Origin of the sequence: Streptomyces sp. NPDC060205 (assembly GCF_042728395.1) — a bacterium.
Classification (GTDB): Bacteria; Actinomycetota; Actinomycetes; order Streptomycetales; family Streptomycetaceae; genus Streptomyces.
In genome coordinates this window covers 13,981-33,831 of record NZ_JBHWZP010000074.1, presented here as the reverse complement: position 1 = coordinate 33,831, position 19,851 = coordinate 13,981, and the positions used below count along the sequence as shown (strand labels likewise).

The following is a 19,851-nucleotide window of genomic DNA, read 5'->3' as shown; positions in this document are numbered from 1 at the left end:
GCCCGAACCGTTTTGAGGCCTGATCCAGGCAGGCACGCAGGCACGCATGGAGTCAGGCGGCGAAGGCCTGCTCGACGGCGTATCGGAGTGTGCAAAGCGCCGCCTGGGTACACGGATGGTTCGTGGACTCAGCCGGGCGGCGTACCCGCTACCGGTCGGTCACGAGGAAGTCCTCCAGGATCTCGACGAGACGAGCCGGCTGCTCCTCGGCCGGGTAATGGCCACAGTCGTCGAGAACGACGCCCGTGACGTCGTCGGCCGCCAGCCGCATCGTCTGCTCGGCACTCGCGCCGCTCCACAGCGCGCCGCCGACGGCGAGCACCGGCAACGTCAGCCTGGCCTTGCCACGCTGCTCGTTCTGCGCGATCGTCTCGTCCAGCGCCCGGTAGTACGCGAAGCTCGCCCGCAGCGCGCGCGGATCCGAAGTGATCGCGTCGACGTACACGTCGACGGCGTACTCGGGGATCGCGGTCGGCGTGGCGGCCTTGGTGGCGAACTGCCAGCCGAAGAAGAGCCGTTCCCGCCCCCGGACCAGTTCCTCGTTGAGGTCGGTCAGCCGGTTGAAGCCGAACTGCCAGAGCTTGAGGCTGGCCGCGGCCGGGCCGAAGAACGGCGGGGACGGCGTGAGACCGGGGATCACCGCTTCGAGGATGGCGAGCCGGCCCACCCTCTCGGGATGATCGGCGGCGAGGGCGTATCCGGTCCACGTACCGATGTCGTGGCCGACCACGTCGAACCGGTCGTGCCCGAGCGCGGCCATCAACGCGACCAGATCGGCGGCCAGCGTGCCGGCGTCGTACCCGTCGTCGGGTTTGTCGGAGAGCCCGGCCCCGCGCGAGTCGACGGCGACGACGGTGTGCTCACGGGCGAGCGCGGGCATCACCTCATGCCAGGCGTACCAGGTCTGGGGCCACCCGCCGATCAGCAGCAGCGCCGGGCCGTGCCCACCGGTGACCGCGTGCAGCCGCAGCCCGTTCACCTCCACGAGCCGGCTGGTGAAGACGTCGAGGAATCCGTCGGGCAGCCGCAGCGAACTCAAGCTTGTCATGCGAGCGACCTTACGCATCTTTGAACGATCGGTACAAGATGTGTAGGCTGACGGACCATGGCAGGCCGTAAGCAGTTCGACGTGGACGAGGCACTACGACGCGCGATGCACGTCTTCTGGCGCTGGGGCTATTCGGAGGCCTCGATCGACCGCCTGACCGAGGGCACGGGCCTGGGCCGGGGCTCGCTCTACGGCACCTTCGGCGACAAGAACGCCTTGTTCCGCAAGAGCCTCGAACGGTACGCGCAGACCTATCAACCGCTGTACGAGCAGGCGCTGTCCGGGCCCCACCCGAGCCCGGGCGACGTCGTGTCCGCCTTTCTGCAGGTCGCCCTGAACCGCATCGCTGACCCGACGGTCCCGGACGGCTGCCTGCTCACGGTGTCGGCCACACAGTTCCCGGCGCTCGACGCGGAGGGCCGGGCGATGGTCCGCGCCCTGATCGACGGTCTCCGCACGCGGCTGGAGCGGGCGTTGCTGGCGGCGGGGGCCGGGGAGCAGGAGGCGGCAGAGCTGGCGTTGTGCGCGGTGGCGACGAACAAGTCCCTGGCCGTGCTGAGCCGTGCGGGCTTCTCGGGTGAAGACCTGGCGACCGTCGCGGCAGCTGCCACGAGGGGTGCCGGAGGCGCCACGGAATGACCCGCAGCACCTGCTTCGACGGAAGGCCAGTTGCGCGATCGGAGACCGTGTTTGACCGCCGCAGCCACTGGGCAGGCTTATCTCTCCCGAGGACAGTCACACAGCACGGCCGGCAGTGGACGGCGGGATAGCCCGCAGCCGCAGCCGTCGTCGACAAGTGCCGGCCCGTTCGGCTGGGGCGAAGACCTTTCGGGGCGCATCACGGCAGAGAGCCGCACTCAGGAGAAGGGGTGCCTTATTTTTTTCACTACCTTGCGCAGAAATGCGCGTATCGCGGCGTTCTGCTCAGCGATGACCTGTTCGCGAGCTTGCCTGTAGAGCACCTCGGGCTGTAGGGCTTGCGCGCGGGTTTCCCTATAGGCCTCGGGATCCTTGTGGAACTCCTCGGCCAAGACCTGGGCGACGGTGCGACCGGCTATCAGCTCTCGTTCTGGTGCCGTATCTTTTTCCTTCTTCACGGAGCCCCCTTGCTTTTCGATCGGTTGCCGACCTTGATGTAGCGCGGAACAGTTCTTCAGGCCGGGCATGCAGCAGCGCCCCCGAACTCGATGTGCACGGCCGGGCCGGGGCCCGGCACCAAGGTCTCACAGGCCGTCCGAGGTGTGCAGTGGTTCAGCGGACTTGACATTCATTCAAATATTTACATGTCCATGACGCATCCCTTTCGGGATCATCCAACTGTCATGGGTGTCCCCGGACTGCAAGATCCCTAAGCGCTCCGTGGATTGGGATCCTCTTTCAACCCCCCTCTGGCGGCTGCCCGCGCTGCTACTCTCCGTTGCCATGGGGACAAGCTGGTGGCAGCGTCACCGCAATACGGTCGTGGCTGCTCTTCTGAACGTTCTGGCCTATACAGGTGCCGCAGTGGCCGGTCGGTATGAATGGCTATTCTGGATAGCCGTGGCTGCAGGCGTATTGGCAACCTTTGGCCTTGTATTAACTGCGAGTCAAAATGTCCTCGTAGGAAAGAAGCTTGCCGAGACAGCCGCGAACGCACAGCGACGCCTGTTGCAGGAGATGCTGGTCCCCATCATCGAAGTGTTGGGCGAGATCGCCGTCGCCGCGACGCCGGACCAGCGCCGCGGCTTACAGGAACGCATGAAGCATGCGGTGATCACCGCTGCTCGCGCGGTGGGGCCGGCTGACTCGCGGGCCTGCTTTCTCGACGTCGAAGGTGCACCGGGTGCCCGGACTCTGCGCTGCTCGCCCGGCATGTGGGTGGGGCGACAGGACACCCCCCGCACCGTCTACAGCGAGGGCAGTCCACGGGGGGACCGTCTCTTACGTCATATGGACAACCGCAGCCCGTTGTTCGTCGAGGACTTGGACAGGGAAGCGGACGTGATGCAGCCCGACAACAACAAGTACAAGACCTTCATAGCCGCAGCCGTCGCACCGGCCTGCAATCATCAGGCGTTTGGAATCTTGAGCATCGACAGTCTCAACCCCGGCGACCTCACCACTGAGGACGAAAAGATTATCGAGGTGCTCGGTCAACTGCTCGGTTCCGCTCTGGCCATGAATTGAATGATTCCCTTTCGGGTTGCAATAGGCGGTGGCGAAATGCTTTTCGAAAACTCCACGCGAACGCGCCACACGCATGTGCGACGGATTCAACCTTCCTGTTCTCGCACAACTCCGTAGGCGTTGAAACTCTCTATAATCTCTATGATCCGGCAGGCGAAGGTTGGCAGCCGGAACGGAATCATGCTCATTCCCGAAAATGAGCGAGTGCGTGGGCGCGGCAGTGGATGGGCGGGAGTCGGGCGGTCCGCATCGCGTCCGATACTCGCTGGAGACGGACGAGATCGGTCGTGCCGGATGCCTCCCCTTCTTTGAGGGGGCATGGGATGGACGACGACGACCCGGTTCCGTCGCGTAAAGAGAGGCCGGCCTTAAAGCGGCCCGGCGGTGCTGTGCCTGCCGGACGTACTGCCGACGTATGGCATCGCATGGCGCGGCGGACGCGCCGGCGGCGTCCGGTTCGGTGAGGAAGCGGCGCCGTTCCCGGTCACGCTCTGCCGACGTGGGCCGTCGGGCAGCCGTCGGGAGCGGTGGACCGGCTCCCGGCGAGTGCGGGGGTGATTCCGTTTGCGGTCCAGCACCTGAACGACCGGTTCGGTGTCGGCGGGCGCGGGGACGACGCGGATCGCGCATGTGAACTGCCGCGTCGTGTTACGAAGTTGAGCATGTCGGATGAACGTTGGACGACCGGGCGGTCGCGGGCCCCGTGGCCCCGCCGCCGGGTGAGGTTCGGTCTGGCGGTGCTCGGCTTCGGCGGCGCCGCTATCGTGTCCCACTTCTGGCTGGGGGAGTCTTGGAGCGATGTCCTGTGGTTGTCCGTAGCGCTGATCGTCGTGTGGACGGCCGGGCAGGAGATCGTGGAGGCCCGGCGCCGTCGCGGCGGGCGGCAGGGGCGTTGACGTGAGCGTGTGCGTCGACGTGAGGGCACCGTCGTGCTCGAAGCCGGCGCGGGCTTTCCGTCGGTCCTCAGCAGCAAGACACCTGACAGTGTCCTCCAGCAGATCACGTCCTCTACCCCTGGGTGCAGAACCAGGTCCTTCTCCGGGGTGATGCGGGCTCCCGCCCCGGTGAGGGAGGCTGCCGCACAGGCTCAGCAGGCGCGATGTCGGCCGGTCGGGCCCAGAGCCATGCGATCAAACCGTGTCCCGGGTTCGTTGAGCAAGGGATGCGGCGGTGGGAGGGAACGAGGTTATGGCGACGTGCAAGAAGTGCGGTGCCCACAAGCGCAGTTGGCCCCGTGATTGCTCGCGGTGTCGATCCACGCCGGACCGGACGGACGCCGCTGCGGACGCCGTCGATATCGCCGTGGCGGGAGGACTGCTCGGTTGGATCTGGCGAGGGATCATGGCAGTTGTGCGGCTGGTGCTGCGTGCGCTGAACTGACCGAAGCGTCGCCCGGTGTTTCCGGCTGCCCCTCAGCGGCCGTCAAGCGCACGCCGCGCAGCGTGCAGGCAGGCGTTGATGGCGGGGTCTTCGCTCGCGGTGCGGCGGGTGAGGGCCTGGATGCTGCGGTGCATGCGCGGGGAAAGCGGCAGTGCCTTGATGGTGGCGTGCTCAGCGGCCAGTTCGGCGGGCAGGAGGGCGAGGCCCGCACCGGTGGCCACCACGGCGGCCTGCACGTGCAGGCCCTCGAACTCCCAACGGCGCAGGGGCGAGGCGTCGGCCGCGGCCAACCGCTCGTCCCCTGCCAGCCGGGACAGACGGCCGGGTGGTGCGCACAGCCAGGTCTCCTCACGTACGGCATCGCGCAGTCGGGCGGCGGTGACAGGGCCGGGCCGTGCTGCGAGGCCGTGGCCGACGGGGACGGCCATGACGATCTCCTCCGTGTGCAGCTGGTGCGCCACCAGGCCGGAGACCTGAGCAGGTGGTTCGGCTGCCCAGTGGTCGATCACGGCAAGGTCGTAGCTGCGATCCAGGACCGCGGCGGCAGCCGTGAGCGCGCCCGTCTCGTGGGCCACGATGCTCAGCCCGGGATGGTCGCGTTGCAGCGTGGCGAGGTGGGGTGCCAGAACGGGGGCCAGCCCGGGGATGCAACTCAGCGCCACCCGACCCGCCACGGTCCCGGCCCGGACCCGCATCCGGCTCGCGGCGGCTTCCGCGGCGGCGAGGATCCGTCCGGCATGCTCGGCGAGTTCGCGTCCCGCGTCGGTGAGACTGGCGCGCTGTGCGGTGCGTTCCAGCAGTGCCACCCCCGCCTCGCGTTCCAGTACGGCCAGTTGCTGGGAGATGGCGGAAGGCGAGTAGCCCAGGTCGGCGGCAGTCGCCGTGATGGTGCCCCGCGCGGCGAAGCGGTGGAGGATCTCCAGCCGACGCAGATCCAGCATCAGGACTCCTTAAGGTAAGGCCCACATACTCGCGCTTTCTCTTACGCTACCGCTACGGCAGTGTGGAAGTGATCCCGGCGTCCCCTCGACGTCCCGGGCCCAGCCCCTTCAGGAGCACCACTGTGACCACCCACTCCGCCACACTCGCCATCGATGAGGCCGTTCATGCCCGGCGGCAAGCCGGGCATGAGGTGCTGCACCTGGGCTTCGGAGAGGCAGGGCTGCCGATTTGCCCAGGTCTGGCCGAGGTGCTCGCCGGCTCGGCACACCACAACCACTACAGCCCGGTCGCCGGGACAGCCGAGGCCCGCGAGGCTGCGGCAGGCTGGTTCGCACGCCGCGGCCTGCCCACGCAGCCGGAACAGATCCTCTTCGCTCCCGGCAGCAAGCCCCTGCTCTTCGCCTTGCTGGCCGCCATCGGCGGGGACGTGGTGCTGCCCTGCCCGTCCTGGGTCTCCTACGCTGCCCAGGCCGCGCTCCTCGGCCGTCGCGTCATCCCCGTCGCCGTTCCCGCGGAGGCCGGCGGCATCCCGGACCCTGCGCTGCTCGAAGGAGCTCTCAGGCAGGCCGTCGCCGACGGCACCGAGCCTGGTGTGCTGGTGCTCACCGTGCCGGACAACCCCACGGGCACCGTGGCGCCTGCGGAGCAGGTGGACGAGGTCTGCGCCATTGCCCGACGCCACGGCCTGGCCGTCGTGAGTGACGAGATCTACGCCGAGCTCTGCCATCAGGGCACCGCGCCCAGCCCGGCCCGGCGTCTGCCCGACCGCACCGTCGTGACCACCGGCCTGAGCAAGTCCCTCGCCCTGGGCGGCTGGCGGATCGGCTTCGCCCGTACCCCCGACAGTCCCTGGGGACGCACGCTGCACGGAGAACTGACCGGCATCGCCAGCGAGGTCTGGTCCAGTTTGGCCGCCCCGATGCAGACGGTGGCCGCCCACGCCCTGGCCGACCCTCCGGAAGTCCTCGTCCACATCGCCGCCTCACGGCATGTGCATGCCCGCGTCGCGGCTGCTGTGCACCAGCGCGTCACCGCCGTCGGCGCCCGCTGCCGCCCACCTCAGGGCGGTTTCTACCTCTACCCCGACTTCACACCCGCTCGCGCCGAGCTCGCCCGACAGGGCATCACCACCAGCGCCGACCTGGCGACCGCGCTCCTCGAACACCATGGCATCGCCACCTTGCCCGGCAGCGCGTTCGGCGACTCCGAAACCGCCCTGACCCTCCGACTGGCCGCCAGCCTCCTGTACGGGACCACCCCCGGCGAGCGTCTGGCGGCCCTGGAGGCCGACTCGCCCGAGGACCTGCCCTGGGTGAGCGCCGCACTCACCCGCCTGAGCGAGGCACTCACCACACTTACTCGCCCATAGACCGGGACGGGGCCGGGCCCGCCGCCCGCCTGATCCCTGGCTCCGTGACGTCCTTGCGTGTCATCGCCAGGTGGACGACCAGACCGAGAATGACCGCGAGGAACAAGACGCTGGTGACGACGGTGCCGAGGCCGACTCCTCCGTCGGCGGTCGGCTGGGAGAGGTAGTCGCCGATCGAGGCTCCGAGGGGCCGGGTGAGGATGTAGGCGATCCAGAAACTCCACACCGCGTTCAATCCGAGCGTGAAGTGGGCGACCGCGACGGCCCCGATGGCCAGGGCGAACAGGACCGCCGCGAGCCAGTAGCCGAGGTTCATCCGCTCGGAGACGAGGTCGCCGACCGCCGTGCCCAGGGCGAAGGTGAACAGCACCGCCAGCCAGTAGAACGACTCGCGGCTCGGGGTGTCGATGCTGTGGATCGACAAGGTCCGCTCGCGCCGGTACCAGACGGCGAAGACGACCGCGAGGAGGAGCGCGAACACCGTGGTGCTCGTCTCCAGCGGTACGCCCATGCTGTCGGTGAGGTTGTCGCTGATCAGGGTGCCGACCACGCTGATCAGGGCGACGGCGAGCCAGTACACGCCCGCGCGGTACCGGGCTGTGCGGAACTGGACGAGCAGGACGGCCGCGAGCAGCGCGCTCGTGAGCACGGACACACCGGTCAGGCCCAGTCCGGCCTTCTCGTTGAGGAGGTCGGCCGCGGTCTCGCCGACGGTCGTGCACAGGATCTTGATGATCCAGAAGTAGGCGGTGACTTCAGGGACTTTGTTCCAGCGCGGTCGGTGGGAGGGGCCGGAGACAGGACTCCTGCCCGGTTCGGCCTTTGGTGTGTCTGAGAGTTCGTACGTCATGGGCGAGACGCTGCCAGCGGTTACCTGAACACATCCTGACTGCCGCGCGGCTCCCGCCACGTGCCGGTACCGGCCTGATCAGGATGGACGCATGCACACCCATGCGGCGTCCTGGCTGCGGCGCCGGCTCGGACGCGCCGTCGTCCTCGCCTATACCCTCGCTCTGTTCCTGCCCGGCCCGGGCCTGTGGCTGCGTCGGCCCCACGCCTCACCACCGACGCACCTGACGCTGAACGCCCCGCCGCTCCTGCTGTCCCTGGTGTTGTTCTCGGCCGGGCTGCAGGTTCCCGTCCGCGCGCTCGGCCATGTGCTGCGGCGTCCGAAAGCCCTGCTCGCCGGGCTCGTACTGCACCTTGCGATCCCGTCGGCGGTCGTGCCGCTCGTCGCCTTTCTGCTGCGGCGCACTCCCGATACCGACGGCGGCAGCGGACTGCTCACAGCGATGATCCTCATCGTGGCGATGCCCGTCGCCGCGGGGGCCACCGTATGGACGGACAAGGGCGACGGCGACCAGCCGACGATGGTCGGCCTCGTGCTGGCCTCCACCCTCTTCAGTCCCCTCACCACCCCCTTCCTCCTGCACGTCCTGGCACCGCTGCTCAGCGGTGGCTACGCACACGTCCTCGCCGCCACCGGCCGCCTCATCCAGGGCGGATTCGGTCTGACCTCCGTGGTTCTGCCCTGCTCGGCCGGCCTGCTGGGTACGTCGGCCCTGCCCGCGCGGTGGTTGTCCCGTCTTCAGTCGGCGGTCGCGCCCCTGGCCATGACCGGCTCGCTGCTGCTGACCTACGTGAACGCCAGCGGGGCTCTCGGCTCCGCGCTGGCCCGGCCGCGCCCCCTGCTGTTCGTCGCTGCTCCGGCGGTGGCGGCGCTGGTCTGTCTGCTGTCCTTGGCCCTCGGCCGTACCGCAGCACGTGTCCTGCGGCTGGAAGCGAGCGCCGCCTCGTCGGTGACGCTCGCCTGCGGCATGAACAACAGCAGTGCGAGCGCCGTCCTGATCACCACGTCCCTGCCCGACAAACCGCACCTGCTGCTACCGGTCCTCGTCTACGGGCTGCTGCAGAAGACCGCAGCGAACCGCGTCGTCACTCGCGGCAGACACGCTTCGACGCACACGGTGCGACCCTGACCCGTCATCGGCCGTCCCGCGGGTCGGCCGCACCCTTCCCGGTGCCATGCCCGGACGCCGGACGGGGCTGGGCAACCGGTGTCGCCCGCACCACAGCCGAACCGGTCACGGACTCTGCTCGCCCTGGGCGACTTCGACTTCGTGGTGGAAGTCCACGACGCCGGCCGTCCCGGCGGCGACGGACAGGACCGTACAGGCGACCAGAAGGAACGCCGTCCAGCGCGCGGCCCGTGAGCGCACCGCGATGGGTTCGAGGAGGGCGGTGACGCGTCGCGGAACCGGCCCGGTCGTCGCCGCGGGCGCGAAATCGGGGCGGGCGGACTGCGAGTCGTGGCCCGCGAGGGCGGCGCGGGCGATGGCCGTCGCCATCAGATGACGGTCCCCGACGGCGGCGGCGGCGCTCTCGTCGGCTGCCCGCTCGGAGGCAAGACGGATGGCGTCGCGCACCGCGCGCAGGGCCGGATGACAGTGGGCGGCGAGTTCGGCGACGGCCAGATGGTAGTGGTGGCCGGCCCGGTTGTGCGCACGCTCGTGGGCGAACAGGGCTTCACGTTCGGCAGGTCCCAGGCTGCGCAGCATCGCGGTGGTGACGACGATGCGGTGGGGACGCCCGGGAAGGGCGTACGCGTCCGGGTGGGGCGAGTCGACGACGCACAGGTCACCGGCCGCGGGGCGGCTGTCCGCCTGCCGCCGGGCGGTACGGAGGTCACGGGTCTGCCGCAGGGCGGAGCGCACGGCCGTCCAGGCACTGAGAGCGAGTACTCCGGTGGCCGCCGCGGCAGCGGGCAGGACCAGGAGGTCCGAGGGGCTCCGCAGGGGGTGGACGAGTTCCCCGAGGGCCGCGAAAGCGGGGAACTTGAGCAGTCCGATCAGGACCAGGGAACCGAGAGCGGCCACGCAGGCTCCGGCCAGCGCCAGGGCCGAGGCGGTGAGCACCCACAGCGCGGAGGCGGGCACGAGACGGTCGAGGGTCCTGCGGGCCGCCGTCGGCGCGAGGAAGGGAAGGATCAGCGGTACGAGCAGCAGGGCGGTCATCCCGCGTCGCCTTCCAGGAGCCGCCGCAGGTGCTCCTCGTCGCCGGGGGCGAGCTGGGCGACGAAACGAGCGAGGACCGTCTGCCGGTCGGTGTCCCGGTCGAGTTCGGAGTGCATGCGCCGTGCGGTCAGTCCGGGTGCGTCCTGTACGGGGCTGTAGGCATAGCCGCGGCCCTGTCGCTCACGGCTGACCACGCCCTTCTCGTGCAGCCGTGTCAACGTCGTCGTAACCGTCGTACGGGCCAGTTCGGACCCGAGTTCGCTCTGCACCCCGCCCGGTGTGAGGGGGATTCCCGCAGCCCACAGCACGCCCATGACGGCGGCTTCGAGCTCGCCGGCAGGTCGCCTCTCGTCCCTCGCGTCGGTCATGGAACGTTCCTCACTTCGCGATCGTCTACAGTGCAATAGACCGTCTACAGGATTGTAGTCGATCGCCGGTCGGTGCTGCTCCGCCATGCCCGCCGGCCGGGAAAGGAAGGGCGCTCTCGATGGTGACCACAGCTGTTCCCCTGTCGTCGCAGCTTGTCGTCCATGGGCTGGGTGCCCGTCCCCTGCTCGCCGCGTTCGGCGAGCACAGAGCGGCCGAGCACCTCGGGTACGCGAAGGCTATCGTTGTCGACGGCCGGGCCTACCTCGACGTGGTGGGCCTCGCCCGGCACGCTCCCGCCTGGCTGAACGACACGGTATCGGCGTGGTCGACGTACGGGCTCGCCCTGTTCGTGGTGCTCATGACCATCGGCTGGTGGCTCGCCCGCCGGGCGGGCGCCGCCGCGTCGGTCACGGCACTCGCCGTACCGGCCGTCGTGGCCGTGGCCTACGGAGTCGATACGGCGCTGAAGCTGGTGGTGCGCGAGGACCGGCCCTGTCAGAGCCTGCGGGTGGCCACGCTGGAGGCGTGTCCGGCGCCCGGCGACTGGTCCTTCCCCAGCAATCACGCGGCCATCGCCGCCGCGGCGGCCGTCGCCCTGCTGTTCGTCTCCCGTCGGCTCGGTGCGGTCGCCGCTGTGGCCGCCGCTGCGATGGCGCTCTCGCGGGTCTGGGTCGGCGCGCACTATCCGCACGACGTGGCGGCCGGAGTCGTCGTGGGCGTACTGACCGCGCTGGTCGTCATGTCCGCCCTGCGGGGGCGTCTGCGGACCCTGGCCCTGCGGCTCACAGGCACTCGCGTGCGTCCGCTGCTGGTGGCGCCGTGAAGCCCGGTGCCATTGCCGGACCGAGCGCTGCCGGAGTGGCCGGCAGTTGTGCCCTCGGGGCGTGGACGGCGTTCGGCGTGCTGTCCATGGTCGTGGTGGGCCACGACGGCACACCGCTCTCCCCGGACAGCGCTCTTCTCGCGTGGTCCGCCGGCCACCGGCCGGACATGGCGGTGGCGTTCGCCCGCGGGCTGACCGCCACCGGGACGGGCGCCATCGCGTACCTACTGGCCGTACTGGCCGGCGTCATCGCGGGACGCACACTCCGGCAGCGCACCCTCGCCGTCGCGCTCTGTCTGGCCTACCTGGGGATCGGCCAGTCGCTGCGGTATGGGGTGATGTCACTCGTCGCCCGGCCACGACCGCCCCTGACGGATTGGCAGACGCATGCCTCGGGGTGGTCGTTCCCGTCCGGGCACACCACCACCGCGGCCCTCACCGCGGGACTGCTGATCATCGCTGTCCGGATGCGGGCTCCGCGGGGCGGAACGCCGCTCGTCGTGGCCGTCGGTGTGTGGGGCGCCCTCGTCGGACTGACCCGCGTCTACCTCGGTGTGCACTGGTTCACCGATGTCGTCGGGGGCTGGCTGTTCGCGCTCGGCTGGCTGGGGGTGTGCCTGTGCGTCGTGGCTCGCGTGCGGTTCCGGCAGCCGGCTCCCGTCATGACAGGCCCGGCTCCGCAGCGCAGGACGACAGCGGCGACAGGCGCGGCGCAGACCCGCACGGACACGGCGCGAGAACGGACTGACCCAGGACACGAGCGGAAGGAGCACCGTGCGCCGGACGATCCTGGTCGTGGAGGACGATCACGGTCTGCGTGATGTGCTGATGCGTGGACTGCGAGACGAGGACTTCGACCCTGTGCCCGCGCCGGACGGCGCCACCGCCCTACGACTGGCCGTCACAGGCCCGGGCCTGTCCGCCGCCGTGCTCGACATCGGGCTGCCCGACGCCGACGGGCGCGATGTGTGCCAGGCCATGCGCGCGAACGGCTTCTCCGCCCCCGTCGTCTTCCTGACCGCCCATCACCGGCTCACCGACCGGCTGTCGGGGTTCTCGGCCGGAGGCGACGACTACCTGCCCAAGCCGTTCCATCTGGCGGAACTCGCCGCCCGCCTGCGGGCGGCCCTCAAACGGACCGGGCCGCCGGCCGCAGTCAGTGCCGGAGACCTGATGCTGGACGCCGTTCGACACGTCGTCAGCATCCGGGACACACCGGTCGACCTGACGCCGACCGAATTCCGCCTCCTGGCCGTTCTCATGGCGGCCACCGGCGGAATCGTACGCCGCCGAGAGCTGGTCCGGGCCGGCTGGCCCGAGGGAGCCCAGGTCCATGACAACACCCTCGACCAGTACCTGACCCGACTGCGCCGCAAGCTGCGTGCAGCGGGCAGCGCCCGGACGATCCGCACGGCCCGCGGTGTCGGCCACCGCCTGTCATGACCGGCATGCGCCACCGGCTGACACCCCGCACGCTGCGTGGCCGACTCGCGCTGGTGGCCCTCACGACGGCTGCCCTGCTGATGCTGGTCCTCACCGTCGTCTTCAATGCCGTGGCCCGGGACCACCTCCGACAGCAGGCGGACGACGAACTGCGCAGCCGTGCCGCCGCCGTCGCGACGACCGTCGACACCGGTGGGGCGACGGTACGCGTCCTGGAAACCCCCCACGACGACGTCCTCGACACGAACGTGTGGATCTACGCCGACCGGCACCTGCTGGAAAAGCCGCAGGCCTCCGGCCGGCTGACCCGTGCCGCCGACGCACTCGCCGATCGCGGCGGCCGCCGGTGCGTCACGGCCGAGGCCTACGGCCCCCTGCGACTGTGCTCCCAGCCCGTACCCGTGTCCGGGGGCCGCGGCAGAGCGACGGTCGTCACCGCGCTCAGCCTCGCCCCCTACCGCAGTTCGGCCGACACCCTGCTCCTGGGAAGCCTCGCCCTGGACGCTGTGATGCTCGTCTGCACCTACGCCCTGACACGGCTGGCGGTGGGCCGCGCACTGCGCCCCGTCCGCACGATGACCGACCAGGCCACCCAGTGGAGCGCCGTCGCCTCCGAAGAACGCTTCTGCAGCCGTCACCACCCGGCCGAACTCACCGCCCTCGGTACGTCCCTGGACGCCATGCTCGACCGCATCCGCACCCTCCTGCGCCACGAGCGCCGGCTCACCGGGGAACTCTCGCACGAACTGCGTACGCCCCTGAGCCGGATCATCGCCGAACTCGACTGGTGGCACACGCGCCCCCGCACCGCCGACCAGACACGGGCCACCCACCGGATCATCGCCGATGCCGCTGACTCCATGCGTGCCATCTGCGACACCCTCCTGGACGACGCCCGCGGCGGCACACTCACCGCTCCGGGTACCGCCGAGGTCGTACCCACGCTGAAACGCCTCGCCGAAGCCCTGGCCACGCCGCCGCACCTGACGGTCACGGCCGATGGCCCGCCCTTGGTGGCAGGGGTCCCACCGGCCCTCCTTGAACGCATCGTCAGCCCGCTCCTCACCAACGCCTGCCGGTACGCGACGTCACAGGTCGAGGTACGTGCCCACCGCACACCAGAAGGCGTACGCGTCCAGGTCACCGACGACGGACCCGGCGTACCCCTGTCCGCCGGGCAGCTCTTCGAACCCGGACGCCGTGCCGATCCTGACGACGGGCACGACGGGCACGACGGGGCGGGCCTGGGGCTGCCGCTGGCACGGCGCCTCGCCCGCTCCGCCGGCGGCGACGTGATCCACGACCCTGGGCACAGAACCGGCGCACGGTTCGAGATCAGCCTGCCCCTGGGGTGAGACCGGCATCCTCACCCGTCACGCACGGCCGTTCGGCCGGCGGATTCCGTCACCGCGGGGTGTACGCCGTCCAGGGGGTGCCCGGCAGTCGGTGCCGGGTCCAGTGGTGTGCGTAGCGGGGGCGTTGGTGTCCTCGGGGCACGAGTACGGCGAAGGGCATGTGGTCGGCGCGGTCGAGCAGTGCCCCGCGAGTGAGTGAGCGGTTGTTTCCGTGCAGTTCGGCGGAGGCACAGCCCGCGGCGTAGGCCACGGGCAGTGCGCTCGGCCCGGTGATCAGGCACGGCGGCCGTACCCCGAGGGAGTTCAGGGCGTGTGCGGCCGTCCGGTAGCGCTGGGAGACCGCGGCCACCCGCGCGCTGATTCCCGGCAACAGCACTGCCTGCCCAGCGAGTTGCAGGCCGATGACGAGGACAACCACAGCCGTGACGGTCCTCGTACGACGGCCGGTGGCGAGAACGCGGGCGGCGAGTGCGGCAACAGGCAGGCTCAGCAGCGCATAGGCGGGCAGCAGGAACCGCGGGGCCGAGTAGGTGAGCAGGAAGAGGTACGGGAAGGAGAGCGAGAAGGCGCAGAGCAGGGGCAGGGTGGTGAGCGTGAGGGGGCGGGTCCTCCGGTCGTGCGCGGCGACCAGGAGCGAGACCGCTGCGAGAAGAGGCAGCGCGAGCCACCACAGGGTGAGTTCGGGGTGGGTCAGCGGGATGTGGCAGGGGCGGCACAGTTGGGGGCCGTTGAGGCTGTGCCATGCGTTGGCGGTGTTGAGGTGCCAGGACATGCCGCCCTCGGTGGCGCTCGACCGGTGAAGTCGCCCGGTGACACCTCCGAAGCGCAGACAGGCCTCGGCGACCCACGGGGTGGCACCGAGCACCAGGCCACCGAGCAGGAACGGCACGGCATGCCGCCGCGACCGGAAGCACACTGCGCCGACCAGCAGAGGCAGAGCGAGCCAGCCGGCGTCGGGCAGACGGACCAGGGTGATGCCGAGAACGACAACTGCCAGCCACCAGCGGGCCCGGGGTTCGCCGGGGGAGCGCAGGAACCAGCCGACGACGGCGACGGCCCCGAGGGCGACCCACAGGTTGGGCATGGCCTGGGAGCCTGCGAGTTGGGCACTCCACAGTCCGGCGAAGAGCAGCGCGGCCAAGGCGGCGGTGGCGTCTCCCAGCAAGGGGCGCCAGGTGCGGTACGCGCAGTAGAGAGCTTTGGTGGACAACGCGACCAGAGTCAGGCGAAGGACGAGGACCGAGTCGGTGAGGGCCACCACCGGTGCGGTCAGGTAGCTGACGCCCCGCGAACGTGGGGCACTGAAGTAGGCGGCCGGGGTGCGCGGGTCGAGCTGGGAGACGTAAACGGATTCGTCCCAGCCGAGCGCGTGCCCGGTGCGCGGTACCACCAGCACCAGCTGGACGACGGCGTAGGCGCAGGCCACCAGGGTGAGCCAGGGTGTTCGCCGCCGCCATCGACGGCTTTCACGCGCGAGCGCAGCCGGGTGCCGCTCCACCGCGATGCCTGCTGTCATGGTTCCTCCCTGCTGGTGAGGTCACGCGCTTCGGTTCCATCGGCGGCTGGAGCCCACGGGCACCGACGCGAGGTGGAGCGTGGGGCGGACGGTGCCGCCGACGGCGTAGCCGCGCGGGAACAGGACGTTCATCCGGGCCCTCCCCCTCGGCGGCGTCGACGGTCCCGTACCGATGGCAAAGACGATGGCGCATCGGAGTAAGGGACGATTCAGTACCTGGTGAGGGGAAAGTGAGGATCCGCTCCGAAGTCGCCAACTACCTTGACGGGCAGCGCTGTTGAGTCGGCAAGGTGCCGGGCCCCATGGCTCGGTCGGCGGCAGCCGGACGGCGCGGGGCCAGGACGGCCGGCTGTGGCCGGTGTGAGAGGACCGGTCAGGTCGCTCGCGGCTGCAGGAAACGGGCCAGCAGGTCGTCCAGACTCACCATGCCCGTCACACGGCCGTACTCGTCGACGACGACCGTCAAAGAGGCACGGCGTCGCCGCAGCAGATCGATCGCGTCCGCGATGGTGGCGTCCCGACGCAGTTCGGGAACCGGCCGTGCCAGATCGCGGGCGCCGACGGCGCGGCCCTGGGCACGGGCCACCAAGGCGTCGCGGGCGTGGACGGAGCCGAGGACGGTGTCACCGTCGCAAACCAGCAGACGCGTGCGGTCGCTGTCGGACGCGACGCGCAGGATCTCGTCGATGTCTGCCGCGCCGTCGACCGAGGTGATCGCCGCAGCCGGTACCTGGAGATCGCCCACCGCAGTCTGCGGCTCGGTCAGTGAGCGGGTGAGCAGTTGTGAGTCGGCCCCGCTGATCAGGCCCAGGCGCTCCGACTCCGCAACCAGGTGGGTGAGCTGATCCCGGTTGTGGACCGAGGTCAGCTCATCGCGTGGTGTGACCCGGCACAGCCGCACCAGAGCGTTGCTGATCCGGTTGAGCACCCCGATCAGCGGCCGTACCACCTTCACCACACCCCGGAAGGGAGGGGAGAGCAGCATCGCCGAACGCTCGGGGTGGGCGATCGCCCACGACTTCGGAGCCATCTCGCCGACCACCATGTGCAGGAACACCACCACGATCATCGCCACGGCGAACGCGACGCCGTAACTGAGTGCGCCGGGCAGGCCCAGGTTGCGCAGCAGCGGATCGAGTTCGTGCGAGATCGCCGGCTTGGACACCGAGCCGAGGCCCAGAGTGCAGATGGTGATGCCGAGCTGGGCGCCGGCCAGCATCAGCGACAGTTCCCGCATACCGGCGAGCGCGGCCCTGGCTCCGCGCTGTCCCTGCGCCTCCGCCTTCTCCACGCGGTGGCGCCTGGCCGCGACCAGGGCGAATTCGGCCGCGACGAAGAAGCCGCTGCCGATCAGCAGCAGCACGGTGACGAAGAGCGCCATCGGAAAGCTCATGCCTGCTCCTCCTCACGGGATCGCGCGGTCAGCTGTTCCATGCGGATCCGTTCGGGCACGTGCCGGTCCAGGGTGAGTACGTCGATCAGTACGCCGCCCCCGCCGGGCAGCTCGACGGTGAGACGGTCGCCGACGGTGGGGAAGCGGCCCAGGCGGTTCACGATCAGCCCGGCCACGGTGTCGTAACCGTCCTCGGCGGGCAGTTCGATGCCGGTGGCCCCGGCGACCTCGTCCAGGCGCCGGCCGGCGTCCACTTTCCAGCCCCCGGCGTCGGCCACGGCGAGTTCGGTGACGGCGTCGGTCTCGTCGGCGATGTCGCCGACCAGTTCCTCGGCGATGTCCTCGTAGGTGACCACACCTGCCACGCCGCCGTGCTCGTCCAGGACGACGGCGAACTCGTCGTCCTGCTGCTGCATCTCCTCGACCGCCTTCGGCAGGGGCAGGGTGTCCGGGAGGAGCAGCGGACGCCGGGCGAGAGCGCCCACGGTGGAGCCGAACCTGCCGGCGGGCAGCCGCATCAGCTCACGTACGCCCAGGACACCGGTGACGTCATCGGGACGGTCGCCGAGGACGGGATAGTTGGAGTGGCCGTACGTGCCGATCAGATCGACCACTTCGGCGGCAGTGGCGTCCTCGCGGACGAAGACGGTGTCTGCGCGCGGCACCATCACCTCGTCCAGGGTGCGCTCGGAGAAGTGCAGGGCGTGGTCCAGCAGCACGGCGGTGCCCTTGGGCAGCTCGCCCTGCCCGTGGGACTCGCCGATCAGGTGACCGAGCTCTTCCAGGGTGGCGCCGTGGTGCAGCTCCTCGACCGGTTCGATGCCGACCCTCCGCAGCAGGCGGTTGGCCGCCCCGTCGAACACGCGGACGAGAGGACCGACGACCTTGAGGTACGCGAGCGTGGACGGGGCCAGGGCCTTCGCCAGCCGCTCCGGCACGGCGATCGCGAGGTTCTTCGGGGCCAGCTCGCCCAGCACCATCTGGACCACCGTGGCGCCCACGAAGGCGAGCACGACGGAGATGCCGCCGACTGCGCCTGCGGGGATCCCGACGCCGGTCAGGGCCGGTTCGAGCAGCGCCGAGACGGAGGGCTCGGCGATGAAGCCCACGACCAGTCCGGTCACGGTGATGCCCAGCTGCGCGCCGGACAGCATGAACGACAGCTGCTCAAGCACCCGCAGGGCGCGCGCGGCCTGCTTGTTCCCGGCCTCGGCCTCGCGGGAGAGGGAGAGCCGGTCGGCGGTGACGTAGGCGAACTCCTGAGCGACGAAGTAGCCGGTCCCGGCGGTCAGCACGAACACGGCGAGCAGGCCCAGTACGGCGCTCGCGGTGCTCATCGAGGCATCGAAGAGGAGAGGCCGACCTGCCGTGCGCCGCTCCTGTGCTCGGCGTGGCGGGGCAGCCGGGGACTGCACTCCGCGCGGTCCGTCGATCTGGCGGACAAGGTCGGTACTCCTCTGATCGGGGTGGCACCCGGTGATCGCGGTGGAACCCGGGAAACGATTCTGGCCATACTTCGGTTCTCCGCGCCTCTTGGGTCCTGACGCGGTCAGCGCCCGTGACCGGATGCCCGGCCACTCCAGGAGCGGCGGAAGCCGCCTGTGGGGGCAGCTTCAGCCATCCCGGCGGAGGCTTTCGGACGTTCCGCCGCGATGCCGTTCACGCGGACGGCTCAACCCTATACTTCTACAAGCGTGTAGATGAAGCGGGGGGCGTCCGGATGCTCCGGGCTGCCCTGCGGACGATGGCAAGCTCTCGGCGCCTCCGCCAAGTAACCCTCGTGTCGGCCGGCGGACGCCACCCCCTTCGGGGTCCGCCGCCCGACGCGGGCAAGAACCGTACGTACACATGAAGGAGAGAACGCCACGATGGTGTTCAAGCGGCTGCTCGGTTCGCTCGGCGTGGGCGGACCCACGGTGGACACGGTCCTCGACCCGGGCACGGTGCTGCCTGGCGGGACCCTGAGCGGACAGGTTCATCTGCGGGGCGGTGACGCCGACTTCACGATCGACCACATCACCCTGGAACTGGTGGCCCGTGTCGAGGCCGAGCTGGACGACGGGGAGGCCGAGGGCACCGTCGTCTTCGACCGGTTCACTGCGGGCGGCGGCTTTCGCCTCGCCGCCGGCGAGCTGCACAGCGTCCCGTTCAGCGTGATGCTGCCGTGGGAGACACCCGTCACCGAACTGCATGGGCAAGCGCTGGGCGTCGTGCTCGGGGTGCGCACCGAGCTGGCGGTGGCGGGCGCGAAGGACAAGGGTGACCTCGACCCGTTGGCGGTGGGCCCGCTGCCTGTGCAGGAGGCGATCCTGGAAGCACTCGGGCAGCTCGGCTTCGGCTTCAGGTCGGCGGACCTGGAAGGGGGGCGGATCGGCGGCACCGGTCAGCAGCTGCCCTTCTACCAGGAGATCGAGCTCGCCCCGGCGCCGCAGTATGCCAGCCAGGTCAACGAGATCGAGGTGACGTTCCTCGCCACCCCGGGCGGCATGGACGTGATCCTGGAGGCCGACAAGCGAGGTGGCCTTTTCGCTGGAGGCCATGACGCGGTGACCCGCTTCACCGTCAGCCACTACGGCGTGGAGCAGATCAACTGGCACACCGAGGTCGACAGATGGGTCCACCAACTGGTCGAGGACCACGCCTCCCGCGGCGCGTACGGGGCCGGCGACCCGCACCACAGCGGTGGCCCCTACGGACACGGTGACCCCTACGCCGCCGAGGGCCATGCCTACAAGGACGACCACGGTCACGGCGATGGTCACGGGCATCGATCGGGTCCCGGTATGGGCACCGTCGTCGCGGCCGGCGCGGCTGGACTCGCCGTCGGTGTGGTCGGCGGCATGGTCGCGGCCGAGGTCGTCGACGAGGTGGGCGACTTCTTCGAAGACGACGACGGCGAGGGCGAGGGCGACGAGGACTGAACCGGCCTCGCCTCCCTTCCCGCCCTGAACAAGCGGCGGCCGTCCGGGCCGTCCCCCTCACCGGCCCGGACGGCTCCCGCGGCGTAGGCAGGAGTCCCGGCCCCGCGGGACT

The 19,851-nt window shown here is 70.2% G+C and carries 19 protein-coding genes; 10 read left to right on the top strand and 9 right to left on the bottom strand.

Annotated elements, in window-relative coordinates:
- Window positions 1-148: 148 nt before the first annotated feature.
- Complete coding sequence (locus ACFWGJ_RS15820; RefSeq protein WP_387324318.1) at window positions 149-1,048, bottom strand: alpha/beta fold hydrolase; 900 nt, start codon at window positions 1,046-1,048, stop codon at window positions 149-151.
- A 57-nt stretch (window positions 1,049-1,105) separates the two neighbouring features.
- On the opposite strand from ACFWGJ_RS15820, the gene ACFWGJ_RS15815 reads away from it, so the two are divergent.
- Window positions 1,106-1,687: a TetR/AcrR family transcriptional regulator gene (locus tag ACFWGJ_RS15815; protein WP_387324316.1), complete on the top strand. Its 582-nt coding sequence runs from the start codon at window positions 1,106-1,108 to the stop codon at window positions 1,685-1,687.
- 218 nt (window positions 1,688-1,905) lie between these two features.
- Here the strand turns inward: ACFWGJ_RS15815 and ACFWGJ_RS15810 are convergent, their stop codons facing one another.
- Window positions 1,906-2,145 (bottom strand): hypothetical protein, encoded by a 240-nt coding sequence (locus ACFWGJ_RS15810; protein ID WP_387324313.1) that lies wholly within the window; start codon window positions 2,143-2,145, stop codon window positions 1,906-1,908.
- A gap of 325 nt (window positions 2,146-2,470) precedes the next feature.
- Between ACFWGJ_RS15810 and ACFWGJ_RS15805 the strand changes: the two genes are divergently transcribed.
- On the top strand, window positions 2,471-3,214 hold the full coding sequence (locus tag ACFWGJ_RS15805; RefSeq protein WP_387324310.1) for a hypothetical protein: 744 nt from the start codon (window positions 2,471-2,473) through the stop codon (window positions 3,212-3,214).
- A gap of 662 nt (window positions 3,215-3,876) precedes the next feature.
- Window positions 3,877-4,110 carry a hypothetical protein gene (locus ACFWGJ_RS15800; RefSeq protein ID WP_387324307.1) on the top strand — a complete coding sequence of 78 codons (234 nt, stop codon included), beginning with the start codon at window positions 3,877-3,879 and terminating at the stop codon, window positions 4,108-4,110.
- 516 nt (window positions 4,111-4,626) lie between these two features.
- Here the strand turns inward: ACFWGJ_RS15800 and ACFWGJ_RS15795 are convergent.
- Window positions 4,627-5,535 carry a LysR family transcriptional regulator gene (locus ACFWGJ_RS15795; RefSeq protein WP_387324304.1) on the bottom strand — a complete coding sequence of 303 codons (909 nt, stop codon included), beginning with the start codon at window positions 5,533-5,535 and terminating at the stop codon, window positions 4,627-4,629.
- Window positions 5,536-5,657: 122 nt separating this feature from the next.
- Between ACFWGJ_RS15795 and ACFWGJ_RS15790 the strand changes: the two genes are divergently transcribed.
- Window positions 5,658-6,905, top strand: a complete 1,248-nt coding sequence (locus tag ACFWGJ_RS15790) for a pyridoxal phosphate-dependent aminotransferase (protein WP_387324301.1) — start codon at window positions 5,658-5,660, stop codon at window positions 6,903-6,905.
- Here the strand turns inward: ACFWGJ_RS15790 and ACFWGJ_RS15785 are convergent.
- Window positions 6,892-7,755, bottom strand: coding sequence for a hypothetical protein (locus ACFWGJ_RS15785; RefSeq protein ID WP_387324299.1), 864 nt, complete (start codon window positions 7,753-7,755; stop codon window positions 6,892-6,894). The genes ACFWGJ_RS15790 and ACFWGJ_RS15785 overlap by 14 nt on opposite strands.
- 91 nt (window positions 7,756-7,846) lie before the next feature.
- Between ACFWGJ_RS15785 and ACFWGJ_RS15780 the strand changes: the two genes are divergently transcribed.
- Complete coding sequence (locus tag ACFWGJ_RS15780; protein WP_387324296.1) at window positions 7,847-8,884, top strand: sodium-dependent transporter; 1,038 nt, start codon at window positions 7,847-7,849, stop codon at window positions 8,882-8,884.
- A 105-nt stretch (window positions 8,885-8,989) separates the two neighbouring features.
- Here the strand turns inward: ACFWGJ_RS15780 and ACFWGJ_RS15775 are convergent, their stop codons facing one another.
- A complete protein-coding gene (locus tag ACFWGJ_RS15775) occupies window positions 8,990-9,919 on the bottom strand; it encodes a M56 family metallopeptidase (RefSeq protein ID WP_387324294.1) in 930 nt (309 codons plus the stop codon).
- Complete coding sequence (locus ACFWGJ_RS15770) at window positions 9,916-10,287, bottom strand: BlaI/MecI/CopY family transcriptional regulator (protein WP_387324291.1); 372 nt, start codon at window positions 10,285-10,287, stop codon at window positions 9,916-9,918. The genes ACFWGJ_RS15775 and ACFWGJ_RS15770 overlap by 4 nt, the downstream gene beginning before the upstream one ends.
- Before the next feature lie 119 nt (window positions 10,288-10,406).
- Between ACFWGJ_RS15770 and ACFWGJ_RS15765 the strand changes: the two genes are divergently transcribed.
- From ACFWGJ_RS15765 to ACFWGJ_RS15750, 4 genes are all read left to right on the top strand, one after another.
- Window positions 10,407-11,111 carry a phosphatase PAP2 family protein gene (locus ACFWGJ_RS15765; protein ID WP_387324288.1) on the top strand — a complete coding sequence of 235 codons (705 nt, stop codon included), beginning with the start codon at window positions 10,407-10,409 and terminating at the stop codon, window positions 11,109-11,111.
- 86 nt (window positions 11,112-11,197) lie between these two features.
- Window positions 11,198-11,932 carry a phosphatase PAP2 family protein gene (locus ACFWGJ_RS15760; protein WP_387324326.1) on the top strand — a complete coding sequence of 245 codons (735 nt, stop codon included), beginning with the start codon at window positions 11,198-11,200 and terminating at the stop codon, window positions 11,930-11,932.
- On the top strand, window positions 11,886-12,554 hold the full coding sequence (locus tag ACFWGJ_RS15755) for a response regulator transcription factor (RefSeq protein ID WP_387324285.1): 669 nt from the start codon (window positions 11,886-11,888) through the stop codon (window positions 12,552-12,554). Before ACFWGJ_RS15760 ends, ACFWGJ_RS15755 begins: the two co-directional genes overlap by 47 nt.
- Window positions 12,551-13,909 carry a sensor histidine kinase gene (locus ACFWGJ_RS15750; RefSeq protein WP_387324282.1) on the top strand — a complete coding sequence of 453 codons (1,359 nt, stop codon included), beginning with the start codon at window positions 12,551-12,553 and terminating at the stop codon, window positions 13,907-13,909. The genes ACFWGJ_RS15755 and ACFWGJ_RS15750 overlap by 4 nt, the downstream gene beginning before the upstream one ends.
- 49 nt (window positions 13,910-13,958) lie before the next feature.
- Here ACFWGJ_RS15750 and ACFWGJ_RS15745 read toward each other — a convergent pair whose 3' ends face one another.
- The 3 genes from ACFWGJ_RS15745 to ACFWGJ_RS15735 form a co-directional block, all read right to left on the bottom strand.
- Complete coding sequence (locus ACFWGJ_RS15745) at window positions 13,959-15,425, bottom strand: hypothetical protein (protein ID WP_387324279.1); 1,467 nt, start codon at window positions 15,423-15,425, stop codon at window positions 13,959-13,961.
- 373 nt (window positions 15,426-15,798) lie between these two features.
- The gene (locus ACFWGJ_RS15740; RefSeq protein WP_387324277.1) at window positions 15,799-16,818 is read right to left on the bottom strand and encodes a hemolysin family protein; all 1,020 of its coding nucleotides are present in this window, start codon (window positions 16,816-16,818) and stop codon (window positions 15,799-15,801) included.
- Window positions 16,815-18,155: a hemolysin family protein gene (locus ACFWGJ_RS15735; protein ID WP_387324275.1), complete on the bottom strand. Its 1,341-nt coding sequence runs from the start codon at window positions 18,153-18,155 to the stop codon at window positions 16,815-16,817. The genes ACFWGJ_RS15740 and ACFWGJ_RS15735 overlap by 4 nt, the downstream gene beginning before the upstream one ends.
- Window positions 18,156-18,686: 531 nt before the next feature.
- Here ACFWGJ_RS15735 and ACFWGJ_RS15730 point away from each other — a divergent pair.
- Window positions 18,687-19,739 carry a sporulation protein gene (locus ACFWGJ_RS15730; protein WP_387324273.1) on the top strand — a complete coding sequence of 351 codons (1,053 nt, stop codon included), beginning with the start codon at window positions 18,687-18,689 and terminating at the stop codon, window positions 19,737-19,739.
- Window positions 19,740-19,851 lie beyond the last annotated feature (112 nt).